The organism is Pseudomonas sp. TUM25319 (genome assembly GCF_056388475.1).
Genome location: NZ_CM150751.1, coordinates 1,350,692 through 1,364,006, shown reverse-complemented (window position 1 = coordinate 1,364,006; position 13,315 = coordinate 1,350,692). Strand labels below are relative to the sequence as shown.

The following is a 13,315-nucleotide window of genomic DNA, read 5'->3' as shown; positions in this document are numbered from 1 at the left end:
ACTTATTGTCCCAACTTCAGGCGAGCGATCTCGCCACGGGTGGAGGAAGCGAGGTCGACGGCCTGACCGTTGTAGTTGACCTGTACGGCACGGGCATTGCCCAGATGCAGCGAGAGCGGCAACTTGCCGACCAGCTCGAACGCTTCGCCTTTGTGCTTGGTGGCCTGCACCTGCTTGCCGTTGCCATCGGTCACCGAGAACCAGCAGGTGCCCGAGAACTGCAGGTTCACCTTGCCGCTGCCGGCTGGCACTTCGACGGGGGCCGACGGCGCCGGGGCTGGCGCGGAGACCACCGGCTCGACCGCAGCCGGCGCCACCACAGGCGGAGCGACCGGGGCGGGTACAGTGGCCGGCGCAACGCTGGTGGCCTCGGCCGGTGCCGGTGTCGCAGGCTCGACAGGCGCTACCGCAGCCTGCTCCAGCGCCAGCGGTTCGCTTTCCGGCTGCTGGCCGGCACTCACGGCCTGGTCTTCCGGCTCGTCGATCTGATGAATCTGGGTGGTGCCGTCGGCGCTTTCGACCTCGACGTGCTCCAGTGCCATGTTGGCCAGCAGGTCCTTGCCCGGCAGGCTGCTCTGGTCTTTCCACCAGATGAAGCCGCCACCGACCACCACGACCAGCAGCAACAGGCTGACGATGCGCATGATGTTGTGGGACAGGCGCACCGGCTCCTCGATGCGCCCCAGGGCGTGAACGTCGCTGCCCTGGGCATGAGTGCCGGTGTAATGGTCGAAGGACTGCACCAGGGTAGCCTGGTCCATGTCCAGCAATTTGGCGTAGGCGCGAATGTAGCCGCGGGCAAAGGTGTGCCCTGGCAGCTTGTCGAAGGCGCCGGCTTCGAGGTTGTTCAGGGAACTCACGGTCAGGTTGAGCTTGCGGGCCACTTCGGCCTGGGACAAGTCACGGCTCTCGCGGGCCTGACGCAGGATTTCACCGGGATTTTCGCGAGTCGCTGGTGCTGCTTCGGGATGCGCCGCTTTCATCATTGCTCCGACAGGTATTGCTGATATTCCGGCGTACCGGGATAAAGTCGTTGTAATTGCAGGCCCAGTTCGGTGGCCTTGGTCCGCTCTTCGAAGACGGTTGCCAGGCGACTGCCCAGCAACAGGCTGCGGGCGCTCGGTTCACTGAGGCGGCTGTGCCGGTCGTAGAACTCGCGAGCTGGCACATAATGCCTGTCTTCGTAAGACATCTCAGCCATTTCCAGCAACGCGCGCGGCTGCTGACGGTTGAGACGTAAAGCCTTTTCCAGGTAGTCCCGCGCCTGGTCGCGTTCTCCCAGCCGGATGGCTGTCAGCCCGAGGTTCTCGAACACCCGGGACCGCTCAGGATACAGGGTATCGGCCGACGCTTGGCGAAACATCTGCTGCGCCCGGGCATATTGCCCCTGGGCGTAGAGAAAACTGCCGTAGTTGTTGCGGATGCGCGAGTCGTGGGGGCGAGCTTTCAGGGCCTTGAGAAAGTGAGACTCGGCCAGCGCCGGCTCGTCTTCCTGCTGGAACACCAGCGCCAGGGCCGCATTGGCTTCGGCGTCGCCGGCGCCCAGTGCCAGCGCCTGTTTCAGCGGAACCTTGGCCCGTTCGGTCAGGCCCTGCTGCAGATAACCCAGCCCCAGCTGAACGTAGGCCTGGCGGGCCTCGTCGCGCTCCCGACCACTGAGCTGCGTGCCCGAGCCGCCGGAACTGACGCAGCCGCACAGCAGCGTCGTCAGCAATACAAGCGGCAGCGCGGCGCGCAGGGTCATGGCGGTCCTCGTCTCAGTTGCCCGCCACGCCGCTGGAGTCGGCGTCGGCGTTCAATTGCCGCACGGCGATGTAGCGCTCACTGCGACGGGTACGGTCCATGACCTGGCCGACCAACTGCCCGCACGCCGCGTCGATGTCTTCGCCACGGGTGGTGCGCACGGTCACGTTGAAGCCGGCGTTGTGCAGGTAGTCCTGGAAACGGCGGATCGAGTTGTTGCTCGGGCGCTCGTAACCGGAGTGCGGGAACGGGTTGAACGGGATCAGGTTGACCTTGCACGGTACGTTCTTCAACAGCTCGGCCATCTCTTTGGCATGTTCGAGCTTGTCGTTGACGTCCTTGAGCAGGGTGTACTCGATGGTCAGTACACGCTTCTCGCCCAGTTCGGACATGTAGCGCATGCACGAATCGAGGACGACCTTGAGCGGGTACTTCTTGTTGATCGGCACCAGCTCGTTGCGCAGCGCATCGTTCGGCGCGTGCAGCGAAAGGGCCAGGGAAACGTCGATGTGCTTGGCCAGCTCATCGATCATCGGTACCACGCCGGAGGTGGACAGGGTCACCCGGCGCTTGGAGATGCCATAGCCGAGGTCGTCCATCATCAGGTGCATGGCGGCGACCACGTTGTCGAAGTTCAGCAGCGGCTCGCCCATGCCCATCATCACCACGTTGGTGATGGCACGGTCGATGGTGGCCGGTACGGAGCCGAACGACTTGTTGGCAATCCACACCTGACCGATCACTTCGGCGGCGGTGAGGTTGCTGTTGAATCCTTGCTTGCCGGTGGAGCAGAAACTGCAGTCCAGGGCGCAACCGGCCTGGGACGATACGCACAACGTACCGCGCTTGCCCTGGGGGATGTAGACGGTTTCGACGCAACTGCCGGAGGCCACTCGCACGACCCACTTGCGGGTACCGTCCGAGGAGATGTCTTCGCTGACCACTTCCGGGCCGCGAATTTCCGCGCAGGCCTTGAGCTTCTCGCGCAGCGCCTTGCCGACGTTGGTCATGGCGTCGAAATCATCGACGCCAAAGTGGTGAATCCATTTCATTACCTGACCGGCACGGAAGCGCTTCTCCCCTATCGAGTCGAAGAACTTTTCCATTTCCGGCTGGGTCAGCCCCAACAGGTTAGTTTTGCCAGTCGATGTCGTCATGGATTCACCCTCACTCGAAAGCCGTGGCTTAGCGAGTGGTTACCTCGGTAGCTGCGAAGAAGTAAGCGATTTCGCGAGCGGCAGCGGCTTCGGAGTCCGAACCGTGGACGGCGTTGGCGTCGATGGACTCGGCGAAGTCGGCACGGATGGTGCCTGGAGCAGCTTCTTTAGGGTTGGTAGCGCCCATCAGCTCGCGGTTGCGAACGATGGCGTTCTCGCCTTCCAGAACCTGGACAACCACTGGACCGGAAGTCATGAAGGCAACCAGGTCACCGAAGAAGCCGCGCTCTTTGTGCTCGGCGTAGAAGCCTTCGGCTTCGGCCTTGGACAGTTGCTTGATTTTCGAAGCGACGATTTTCAGGCCGGCTTCCTCGAAGCGAGTGGTGATCTTGCCGATGACGTTCTTGGCAACGGCGTCAGGCTTGATGATGGAGAAAGTACGTTGAACAGCCATGGTGTAACTCCAGAAACAGTAAGTGATGCGAAAAATTAAACCCGCGAATTATACGCGGGTTCCGGGGGATTGCCTAACCTGCCGAGTGCGCTCAGTCGGCTTCTTCGATCCAGGCGGCCTGGATGGCTTCCAGGACCTTCTCGCCACCGCGGGCCGGATCGTCGCTGAACTCTGGCAATGCCAGCACCCAGCGATGCAGATCGACGAAATTCACGTAGCGAGGATCGACTTCCGGCTTGCTTTCGGCAAGCTGGATAGCAATTTCAAGTACATCAACCCATTTCAGGCTCATGTCGACTCCAGGATCAGTGCGGCGCTTCGGCGGCGTGGTTGAGCGAGTACTTCGGAATCTCGATGGTCATGTCTTCGTCACCGACCTTCACCTGGCAGGCCAGGCGCGACTGGGCTTCGAGGCCCCAGGCCTTGTCGAGCATGTCTTCTTCCAGTTCGTCGGCCTCTTCCACCGAGTCGAAGCCCTTGCGCACGATGCAGTGGCAGGTGGTGCAGGCGCACACGCCGCCACAGGCGCTTTCGATCTCGATGTGGTGGTCATGGGCCAGTTCGAGAATGGAGGTCCCCGGCGCCGCCTCGACGGTCAGGCCATCCGGGCAGAACTTCTCGTGGGGCAGAAATGTAACCTGCGGCATCAGTTGTCCTCGATCTCATTCAGGTTGCGCCCGGCCAGTGCGGCTTTGACCGTCGAATCAAGGCGTCGGGCGGCAAAGGCATCGGTCACCTGCGACAGACGCTTGGTCTGCTGCTCGATGGCCGAGCCATCGGTGCCGGTCATCAAATCACGCAAGTCTTGCATCTGTTGCTCGATCGCCACGCGCTCTTCGGCGTCCAGCAGGCGATCGCCGTCGGCGTCCAGAGCGCCCTGCACCGCTTCGAGCAGACGCTCGGCATCGACCTGGTGCTCGCGCAACTGGCGCGCCGCCTTGTCGTTGCCGGCGTGCTCAAAGGAGTCCTTGAGCATCCGGGCGATTTCACCGTCGGTCAGGCCGTAGGACGGCTTGACCTGGATGCTCGACTCGACACCCGAGCCCAGCTCCCGCGCCGAAACGCTGAGCAGGCCGTCGGCATCGACCTGGAAGGTCACGCGGATCTTCGCGGCACCGGCGACCATCGCCGGAATGCCGCGCAGTTCGAAGCGCGCCAGGGAGCGGCAGTCGCTGATCAGTTCGCGCTCGCCCTGGAGCACATGAATCATCATGGCGCTCTGGCCATCCTTGTAGGTGGTGAACTCCTGGGCACGGGCGACGGGAATGGTGGTGTTGCGCGGAATCACCTTCTCCATCAGCCCGCCCATGGTTTCCAGCCCCAGGGACAGCGGAATCACGTCGAGCAGCAGCAGCTCGCCACCTTCGCGGCGGTTGCCGGCCAGGGTATCGGCCTGGATCGCGGCGCCAATGGCCACCACCTGGTCCGGGTCGATATCGGTCAGCGGCTGACGGCCAAACAGCTCGCCAACAGCGCTGCGCACGCGAGGTACACGGGTCGAGCCGCCGACCATGACCACCGCACTCACCTCTTCCAGCTCGACGCCGCTGTCGCGCACGGCGCGGCGGCAAGCCTTGAGGCTGCGAGCGATCATCGGTTCGATGAGGGCGTCAAAGGCGGCGCGGGTCAATTCGGCCTGCCAGTCGTCGTAGCTCACCTGCACCGACTCGGCGTCGGTCAGGGCTTCCTTGGCGGCGCAGGCGGTTTCCAGCAGGCGACGCTGGGCACCCGGGTCCAGATCGGACGACAGGCCAGCCGACTGCACGATCCAGCTGGCGATGGCGTGGTCGAAATCGTCACCACCCAGGGCCGTATCGCCACCGGTGGCCAGCACTTCGAAGACGCCGCCGGTCAGGCGCAGGATGGAAATGTCGAAGGTACCGCCGCCCAGGTCGTAGATCGCCACCACGCCTTCGGCGTTCTGGTCCAGACCGTAGGCCACGGCGGCTGCGGTCGGCTCGTTGAGCAGGCGCAGCACGTTCAGGCCGGCCAGGCGCGCGGCGTCCTTGGTGGCCTGGCGCTGGGCATCGTCGAAGTAGGCCGGGACGGTGATCACCGCACCCACCAGCTCACCGCCCAGCGTTGCTTCGGCCCGCTGGCGCAGCACCTTAAGGATGTCGGCCGACACTTCCACGGGGCTTTTCGGCCCCTGGACGGTCTCGATGAACGGCATGTGCGACTCGCCGCCGACAAAGCGGTACGGCAGTTGCTCGCCCAGTTGCTTGACGTCCGCCAGGCCACGCCCCATCAGGCGCTTGACCGAGAGAATGGTATTCAGCGGATCGGCGGAAGCGGCCTCGCGGGCAGCGTGGCCAACGTCGATGTGGTCGGCGTGGTAGCGCACCGCGGACGGCAGGATCACCCGGCCTTCGGCATCGGGCAACGGAGCGGAAAGACCACTGCGCAAGGCAGCGACCAGCGAATTGGTGGTGCCAAGGTCAATACCCACGGCCAGGCGGCGCTGGTGGGGTTGCGGGCTCTGACCGGGTTCGGCGATCTGCAGTAGGGCCATGCTTATCTGAATACCAAAGGTGTCGCCAGCGGCGGCACCGGGTTAATCGTCGAGGCGCTCTTCCAGCTGGCGCACTTCGTAGGCGAGCTTGTCGAGGAACTGCATGCGGCGCATCAGGCGTTCAGCCTTGTCGCGCTGCGCAGCGTCGTTCCAGCAGGCGGCGAATTCCTCGTTGAGGGCTTCCTGGGCGACTTTCAGGCGACGCTTGAATGCGGCAACGCCATCGAGGTCGGCACTGTCCTGAAGGTCTTCGAGCTCTTCGCGCCATTGCATCTGCTGGAAGAGGAACTCGGGATCGTGGACGGTGACTTCCTGCGGCACTTCATGGCCGCCGAGCGCCAACAGGTAGCGCGCCCGACGGGGCGCGCTCTTGAGGGTCTGATAGGCTTCGTTGAGACCGGCGGAACGCTCCAGCGCCAGGCGCTGCTCGCGCTCGGAGGCATCGGCGAAACGGTCCGGATGGACGGCGCGGGCCAGCTCGCGGTAGCGGGCGGCCAGCTGCTCGAGATCCAGGCGGAAGTCCGGTTGCAGGTCAAACAGAGCGAAATGACAAGGAGTACCCACGCGCCGCCTCAGACGTTGAAGCTTTCGCCGCAGCCACACTCACCGCGCACGTTGGGGTTGTTGAACTTGAAGCCTTCGTTCAACCCTTCCTTGACGAAATCCAGCTCGGTGCCGTCGAGGTAGACCAGGCTTTTCGGATCGATGATCACTTTCATGCCATGGCTTTCGAAGACCTGGTCTTCATCGTTCGGCTCGTCGACGAACTCCAGCACGTAGGCCAGACCGGAGCAGCCGGTGGTGCGGACGCCCAGGCGAATGCCGTCACCCTTGCCGCGTCCTTCGAGGGAGCGCCGCACATGGTTGGCGGCGGCTTCTGTCATGCTGATAGCCATCGAGACTCCTTAACCTGCTGAAGGTGGTTTCAGATCAGACCTTTCTTCTGCTTGTAGTCGCGAACGGCCGCCTTGATGGCGTCTTCGGCGAGTACCGAGCAGTGGATCTTGACCGGCGGCAGGGCCAGTTCTTCGGCCAGCTGGGTGTTCTTGATGGTTTCGGCTTCGTCCAGGGTCTTGCCCTTCATCCACTCGGTAGCGAGGGAGCTGGAAGCGATGGCCGAACCGCAGCCGTAGGTCTTGAACTTGGCGTCTTCGATGACGCCCTGCTCGTTGACCTTGATCTGCAGACGCATCACGTCGCCACACGCCGGGGCGCCGACCATGCCGGTGCCGACATCCGGGTCTTCGGCATTCATCTTGCCGACGTTACGCGGGTTTTCGTAGTGGTCGATGACCTTTTCACTGTATGCCATGGTGCAATTCCTTCCTCATCAGAGAGCCGCTCTTGCCGGCGACTACTTAGTGCGCAGCCCACTCGATCTTGGAGATGTCGACGCCGTCTTTGTACATATCCCACAGCGGCGACAGTTCGCGCAGCTTGGTAACGGCCTCGCAGACTTTCTGCGCGGCGTAGTCGATTTCTTCTTCGGTGGTGAAACGGCCGAAGGTGAAACGGATCGAGCTGTGCGCCAGTTCGTCGTTGCGGCCCAGGGCGCGCAGGACGTAGGACGGCTCGAGGGATGCCGAAGTGCACGCGGAGCCTGAAGAAACGGCCAGGTCCTTGAGCGCCATGATCAGCGACTCGCCTTCGACGTAGTTGAAGCTCAGGTTCAGGTTGTGCGGGATACGTGCGGTCAGGCTGCCGTTGACGTACAGCTCTTCCAGGCCTTCGACCTGCTTGAAGAAGCGGTCGCTCAGGGCCTTGATGCGCACGTTCTCGCTGGCCATCAGTTCCTTGGCAACGGCGAAGGCTTCGCCCATGCCGACGATCTGGTGGGTCGCCAGGGTGCCCGAACGCATGCCGCGCTCATGACCACCGCCGTGCATGGCGGCCTCCAGGCGAACGCGAGGCTTGCGGCTGACGTACAGCGCGCCAATGCCTTTCGGGCCGTAGGTCTTGTGGGCGGAGAAGGACATCAGGTCGACCTTCAGCTTCTGCAGGTCGATCTCGACCTTGCCGGTCGACTGGGCGGCATCGACGTGGAACAGCACGCCGCGGGAGCGGGTCAGCTCACCGATGGCAGCGATGTCGTTGATGGTGCCGATTTCGTTGTTCACGTGCATGACCGACACCAGGATGGTGTCGTCGCGCAGCGCCGCTTCAACCAGGGCCGGGGTGATCAGGCCGTCTGCGCCGGGCTCGAGGTAGGTGACCTCGAAGCCTTCGCGCTCCAGTTGACGCGTGCTGTCCAGGACCGCCTTGTGCTCGATCTTGGAGGTGATGATGTGCTTGCCCTTGGAGCCGTAGAAGTGCGCGACACCTTTGAGCGCCAGGTTGTCGGACTCGGTCGCGCCGCTGGTCCAGACGATTTCACGCGGATCGGCGTTGACCAGGTCGGCGACCTGGCGGCGGGCGTTCTCGACCGCTTCCTCGGCTTTCCAGCCGAAAACGTGGGAGCGCGACGCCGGGTTACCGAAGTTTCCGTCGACCAGCAGGCATTCGCTCATCTTCTGGGCGACACGTGGGTCGACCGGAGTGGTCGCGGAGTAATCGAGGTAGATCGGCAACTTCATTGAATATCTCCTATCAGGCAGGCGCGTCGCTCGTTCGATACGGTCATTCGACGGCGGACGTTTCGATCTTGTCCAGATGCGGGGCACGGCCGGCAATACGGCGCAGGTCCTGGCGCTGGGCGACTTCCTGGACCTCACGGCGGGTCACGAGGTCGGCCAGGCTGATTCCACTGAGGAATTCATGGATCTGTGCACTGAGGTCGCACCACAGGTGGTGAGTCAGGCAGGTGTCGCCGGCATGGCAATCACCCAGCCCCTGGCAACGGGTGGCATCGACCGATTCATTGACCGCATCGATAACCTGGGCCACCTGGATGCTTTCCATGACTCGCGACAGCTGGTAGCCACCGCCTGGGCCGCGCACGCTGGAAACCAGGTTGCTGCGGCGCAGCTTGGCGAACAGCTGCTCCAGATAAGAGAGGGAAATGCCTTGGCGCTCAGAGATGTCGGCCAGGGAGACCGGCCCGTTTTGCGCGTGCAGTGCCAGGTCGAGCATGGCAGTCACGGCATATCGGCCTTTAGTAGTCAGTCGCATGGCTATTTGATACCACGGGAGTTACAGGATGTGTGCGAGTATGCGATTCCCGAGCATTTAAGTCAACTATAAGACCTAGCGCTTTAGTCGGGATTGAGCCTGAACGGCGGCGGCGATAATAGCAAAGTCGGGGCGTGAGCACACGCCCCTTCTACCAATGGAGGGTCAATGCGTCGCAGCGTCGCTGCGCACCTCGCCCTTGACGCAGGCGAAGTCTTCGTCGTGCAGGGCTGGCAGTTCCTTGGCGCAGTAGTCGCTGCCGAGTTTGGTCAGGGCGCCGCACATGTCTTCGAGGCGCCCGTCCACCGCCTGCAGGTGATCGAGCAACTGACCAATGGCACGGGCCACCGGGTCGGGCATGTCTTCACTGACGCCGTAGGCATCGAAGCCGATCTTCTCGGCCATGGCCTTGCGCCGGGCCTCCTGCTCGACATCGGTCTTGACGATGATCCGCCCCGGAATGCCCACGGCCGTGGCACCGGCCGGCACCGCCTTGGTAACCACCGCATTGGAACCGATCTTGGCGCCGGCGCCGACGGTGAACGGACCGAGCACCTTGGCCCCGGCACCGACCACCACGCCATTTTCCAGGGTCGGATGGCGCTTGCCCTTGTTCCAGCTGGTGCCACCCAGAGTCACGCCCTGGTACAAAGTGACATCGTCACCGATTTCGGCGGTCTCGCCGATCACGATGCCCATGCCATGGTCGATGAAGAAGCGCCGCCCTACCTTGGCACCGGGATGGATCTCAATGCCGGTCATCCAGCGACCGAAGTTCGACACCAGGCGAGCCAGCCACTTCCAGTCCTTCTTCCACAGACAATGCGCCGCGCGGTGCAGCCAGATCGCGTGCATGCCCGGATAGCAGGTCAGCACCTCAAAGGCATTGCGTGCCGCCGGGTCTCGGTGGAAAACGCTTTGGATATCTTCACGCAGACGCTCGAACATTATTGATCCTTCCGCTTGTGCGCATCGCCCCGGGCCGCTTTCTGGGTTTCGGTGAGGATGCCGCGCAAAATACTCATTTCCGAACGATTCACCGCACTGCGCCCGAACAGGCGACGCAGACGCGGCATCAGGTGCTTGGGCTTGGCCGGATCGAGGAAACCGATCGCCACCAGGGTGCTTTCCAGGTGCCCGTAGAACAGCTCCATTTCATCCATGGTGGCCAGCGCTTCGGTGGGCGCCGCGCTCGCCTCGTCCTTGTCCTGCTGCACCGCCTGGCCATCGGTCGCCAGCCAGGCCATGCGGGTTTCGTACGCCAGCACCTGCACTGCCGCCGCCAGGTTCAGCGAGCTGAAGTCCGGGTTGGACGGGATATGCACGTGGTAGTGACATCGCTGCAGCTCGTCGTTGGTCAGGCCGGCATGTTCACGGCCAAACACCAGCGCAACCTGCTCGCCCTGCCCGGCGCGCTTCACCGCTTCGCTGCCGCATTCGCGGGGGTCGAGCATCGGCCAGGGCAGGCTGCGACTGCGGGCACTGGTACCGACCACCAGGGTGCAGCCCACCAGGGCCTCTTCGAGGGTGGCGACCACTTGCGCGCCTGCCAGCACATCATCAGCGCCGGAGGCACGGGCACTGGCCTCGGGGGACGGGAAATCCGCCGGGTCGACCAGCACCAGGCGCGACAGGCCCATGTTCTTCATGGCACGCGCAGCGCCGCCGATATTGCCGGGGTGGCTGGTGCAGACCAGAACGACACGAATATTTTCCAGCACGTCAGGCGCTCTCAGACACGAAAAAGAGGGGAGCAAATCTTACAGAACCGACCAACGATATGCCACGTAAGCAAATGTTACCCTTCTGCACCGGAAAAGTTCTGCTAGAATGTGCGGCTTTCTTTAACACTCAGGTGAAACGTCCATGCAGCCCATGCTGAATATCGCGCTGCGCGCCGCCCGCAGCGCCAGCGAACTGATTTTCCGCTCAATCGAACGCCTGGATACCATCAAGGTTGATGAGAAGGACGCCAAGGACTACGTGTCCGAAGTCGATCGCGCCGCCGAGAAAGTCATCATCGACGCGCTGCGCAAGGCCTACCCGAACCACGCCATCCAGGGCGAAGAGACCGGTCTGCATGCCGGTAGCGGTGAAGGCGAAGACTACCTGTGGATCATCGACCCACTGGATGGCACCACCAACTTCCTGCGTGGCGTTCCTCACTTCGCCGTCAGCATCGCCTGCAAATACCGCGGCCGCCTCGAGCACGCCGTCGTACTGGACCCTGTTCGCCAGGAAGAATTCACCGCCAGCCGTGGCCGTGGCGCCCAACTGAACGGCCGCCGCCTGCGCGTCAGCTCGCGCACCAGCCTGGAAGGCGCACTGCTGGGCACCGGCTTCCCGTTCCGCGACAACCAGATGGAATACCTGGATAACTACCTGGGCATGTTCCGCGCCCTGGTCGGCCAGACCGCCGGCATCCGCCGCGCCGGCTCCGCCAGCCTGGACCTCGCCTACGTGGCTGCCGGCCGTTTCGATGCCTTCTGGGAATCGGGCCTGTCCGAGTGGGACATGGCGGCAGGCGCCCTGCTGATCCAGGAAGCAGGCGGCCTGGTGAGCGACTTCACCGGCGGTCACGACTTCCTCGAGAAAGGCCATGTGGTTGCCGGCAACATCAAGTGCTTCAAAGCGGTGCTGACCGCTATCCAGCCGCACCTGCCGCCATCCGTTAAGCGTTAACGGTTCTGCGAGCAATAAAAAAGCACCTGTTGAAGGTGCTTTTTTTTGCGCTGGATTTCAGGGCCTCAATGAATCACTGAGCCGGCTGCGCCTGCCCCAGAACCAGATTGCCCTGCTTGTCGAGCGGGATCTGCTGGCCCGGATCGCGGTCCATCCGCACCTGACCGACCTTGTCGCCGACCGAGTACTTCACGTCATACCCGATCACCTTCTCGCTCACGTCATTGACCGTGTTGCAGCGGGTCTGCGTGGTCGTGTAGGTGTCGTTGTTCTGCATGTTTTCCTGAACCTTGTTACCGGCATAACCGCCGCCCACCGCACCGGCGACCGTGGCGATCTTCTTGCCGGTACCGCCACCGATCTGGTTGCCAAGCAGGCCACCGGCCACTGCACCGAGCACGGTACCGGCGATCTGGTGCTGGTCCTGGACCGGCTTCTGACGAGTCACCGTCACATCCTTGCAGACTTCCCGTGGCGTCTTCACAGTCTGCTTGACCGGCTGAACACCCAGCACCTGGGCGTATTGCGGCCCATCGTTGACCAGGCTGTAGGTCGCGACAGCACCTCCGGCAGTCACACCGACAGCACCCAGTACCGCACCCACCAGCATCGACTTGTTCACGTGAACCTCCTGATTTACCTGCGGGATTTACCCGCGCTTCTCCCAGCCTTGGAGCAAAAAAAAGGGCGTGAGTTCAAAACTCACGCCCTCCTTTTCCGCCTGAGGCGTAGGAAAAAGCCTTATGGACGGTCGTCCACACCGTCGGTCTTGGCCGGCGGAATCAGGTCTTCGCTGCTCAGGTTCAGCCAGATCAGCACCACGTTGGCGATGTAGATCGACGAGTAGGTACCCGCCAGTACACCCACCAGCAGCGCCACCGAGAAGCCGTACAGGTTGTCGCCGCCGAAGAACAGCAGCGCGGCGATGGCCAGCAAGGTCGATACCGAGGTCGCCACGGTACGCAACAAGGTCTGGGTGGTGGAGATGTTGATGTTCTCGATCAGCGACGCCTTGCGCAGTACACGGAAGTTCTCGCGAACCCGGTCGAATACCACGATGGTGTCGTTGAGCGAGTAGCCGATGATCGCCAGGACCGCCGCCAGCACCGTCAGGTCGAAGGTGATCTGGAAGAACGACAGGATACCCATGGTCACGACCACGTCGTGGATCAGCGAGACGATGGCACCGACCGCGAACTTCCACTGGAAGCGGAACGCCAGGTAAATCAGGATGCCGCCGAGGGCCAGGAGCATGCCGAGGCCGCCCTGGTCGCGCAGCTCCTCACCCACCTGCGGTCCGACGAACTCGACGCGCTTGACGGTCGCCGGGTTGTCGCCGCCGACCTTCTGCAGCGCTTCGGCCACACGGTTGCCCAGCAGCGGGTCGTCGCCCGGCATACGCACCAGCAGGTCGGTGGTCGCGCCGAAGCTCTGTACCACGGCCTCATGGAAGCCGGACTTGACCAGTTCCTCACGGACCTGACCCAGGTCGGCCGGACGCTCGTAGGTCAGCTCGATGAGCGTACCGCCGGTGAAGTCCAGACCGAAGTTCAGGCCTTTGTGGAACCAGCTGAACAGGGCCAGCACGGTAAGGAGCATGGTGACGGCGAACGCAACATTGCGCACGCCCATGAAGTTGATCGTACGTAGCATGGCAGC

Annotated in this window: 17 protein-coding genes; 1 reads left to right on the top strand and 16 read right to left on the bottom strand. The window is 63.0% G+C overall.

What is annotated here, in order from left to right; all coding sequences use genetic code 11:
- Nucleotides 1-2: 2 nt before the first annotated feature.
- The 14 genes from AC05QJ_RS06295 to trmJ form a co-directional block, all read right to left on the bottom strand.
- Nucleotides 3-983 (bottom strand): RodZ domain-containing protein, encoded by a 981-nt coding sequence (locus AC05QJ_RS06295; protein ID WP_476746098.1) that lies wholly within the window; start codon nt 981-983, stop codon nt 3-5.
- A complete protein-coding gene (gene pilW, locus AC05QJ_RS06290) occupies nt 983-1,744 on the bottom strand; it encodes a type IV pilus biogenesis/stability protein PilW (protein WP_476746097.1) in 762 nt (253 codons plus the stop codon). The genes AC05QJ_RS06295 and pilW overlap by 1 nt, the downstream gene beginning before the upstream one ends.
- A gap of 13 nt (nt 1,745-1,757) precedes the next feature.
- Nucleotides 1,758-2,900 (bottom strand): dual-specificity RNA methyltransferase RlmN, encoded by a 1,143-nt coding sequence (gene rlmN, locus AC05QJ_RS06285; RefSeq protein ID WP_476746096.1) that lies wholly within the window; start codon nt 2,898-2,900, stop codon nt 1,758-1,760.
- 28 nt (nt 2,901-2,928) lie between these two features.
- The gene (gene ndk, locus AC05QJ_RS06280) at nt 2,929-3,354 is read right to left on the bottom strand and encodes a nucleoside-diphosphate kinase (protein ID WP_476746095.1); all 426 of its coding nucleotides are present in this window, start codon (nt 3,352-3,354) and stop codon (nt 2,929-2,931) included.
- 91 nt (nt 3,355-3,445) lie between these two features.
- Nucleotides 3,446-3,646 (bottom strand): Fe-S cluster assembly protein IscX, encoded by a 201-nt coding sequence (gene iscX, locus AC05QJ_RS06275; protein WP_330074928.1) that lies wholly within the window; start codon nt 3,644-3,646, stop codon nt 3,446-3,448.
- A 13-nt stretch (nt 3,647-3,659) separates the two neighbouring features.
- Nucleotides 3,660-4,001, bottom strand: coding sequence for an ISC system 2Fe-2S type ferredoxin (gene fdx / locus AC05QJ_RS06270; protein WP_476746094.1), 342 nt, complete (start codon nt 3,999-4,001; stop codon nt 3,660-3,662).
- Nucleotides 4,001-5,866 carry a Fe-S protein assembly chaperone HscA gene (gene hscA / locus AC05QJ_RS06265; RefSeq protein WP_476746093.1) on the bottom strand — a complete coding sequence of 622 codons (1,866 nt, stop codon included), beginning with the start codon at nt 5,864-5,866 and terminating at the stop codon, nt 4,001-4,003. Before hscA ends, fdx begins: the two co-directional genes overlap by 1 nt.
- 42 nt (nt 5,867-5,908) lie before the next feature.
- Entirely contained in the window at nt 5,909-6,430 is a 522-nt protein-coding gene (hscB, locus tag AC05QJ_RS06260) for a co-chaperone HscB (RefSeq protein ID WP_476746092.1), read from the bottom strand.
- A gap of 8 nt (nt 6,431-6,438) precedes the next feature.
- Entirely contained in the window at nt 6,439-6,762 is a 324-nt protein-coding gene (iscA, locus tag AC05QJ_RS06255) for an iron-sulfur cluster assembly protein IscA (RefSeq protein WP_316919268.1), read from the bottom strand.
- Nucleotides 6,763-6,791: 29 nt separating this feature from the next.
- Nucleotides 6,792-7,178, bottom strand: coding sequence for a Fe-S cluster assembly scaffold IscU (gene iscU / locus AC05QJ_RS06250; protein ID WP_003248539.1), 387 nt, complete (start codon nt 7,176-7,178; stop codon nt 6,792-6,794).
- A gap of 46 nt (nt 7,179-7,224) precedes the next feature.
- Nucleotides 7,225-8,439: an IscS subfamily cysteine desulfurase gene (locus tag AC05QJ_RS06245; RefSeq protein ID WP_476746091.1), complete on the bottom strand. Its 1,215-nt coding sequence runs from the start codon at nt 8,437-8,439 to the stop codon at nt 7,225-7,227.
- 43 nt (nt 8,440-8,482) lie between these two features.
- Nucleotides 8,483-8,974, bottom strand: coding sequence for a Fe-S cluster assembly transcriptional regulator IscR (gene iscR / locus AC05QJ_RS06240; RefSeq protein WP_476746090.1), 492 nt, complete (start codon nt 8,972-8,974; stop codon nt 8,483-8,485).
- Nucleotides 8,975-9,139: 165 nt separating this feature from the next.
- The gene (gene cysE / locus AC05QJ_RS06235; protein WP_476746089.1) at nt 9,140-9,922 is read right to left on the bottom strand and encodes a serine O-acetyltransferase; all 783 of its coding nucleotides are present in this window, start codon (nt 9,920-9,922) and stop codon (nt 9,140-9,142) included.
- Complete coding sequence (trmJ, locus tag AC05QJ_RS06230) at nt 9,922-10,695, bottom strand: tRNA (cytosine(32)/uridine(32)-2'-O)-methyltransferase TrmJ (RefSeq protein WP_476746088.1); 774 nt, start codon at nt 10,693-10,695, stop codon at nt 9,922-9,924. Before trmJ ends, cysE begins: the two co-directional genes overlap by 1 nt.
- Before the next feature lie 145 nt (nt 10,696-10,840).
- Here trmJ and suhB point away from each other — a divergent pair, with 145 nt between their 5' ends.
- The gene (gene suhB, locus AC05QJ_RS06225; protein ID WP_075806547.1) at nt 10,841-11,656 is read left to right on the top strand and encodes a type III secretion system regulator SuhB; all 816 of its coding nucleotides are present in this window, start codon (nt 10,841-10,843) and stop codon (nt 11,654-11,656) included.
- Nucleotides 11,657-11,729: 73 nt separating this feature from the next.
- On the opposite strand, the gene AC05QJ_RS06220 is transcribed toward suhB, so the two are convergent.
- The gene (locus AC05QJ_RS06220) at nt 11,730-12,278 is read right to left on the bottom strand and encodes a glycine zipper 2TM domain-containing protein (RefSeq protein WP_476746087.1); all 549 of its coding nucleotides are present in this window, start codon (nt 12,276-12,278) and stop codon (nt 11,730-11,732) included.
- 119 nt (nt 12,279-12,397) lie between these two features.
- Nucleotides 12,398-13,309 (bottom strand): protein translocase subunit SecF, encoded by a 912-nt coding sequence (gene secF, locus AC05QJ_RS06215; RefSeq protein ID WP_476746086.1) that lies wholly within the window; start codon nt 13,307-13,309, stop codon nt 12,398-12,400.
- Nucleotides 13,310-13,315: the final 6 nt, after the last annotated feature.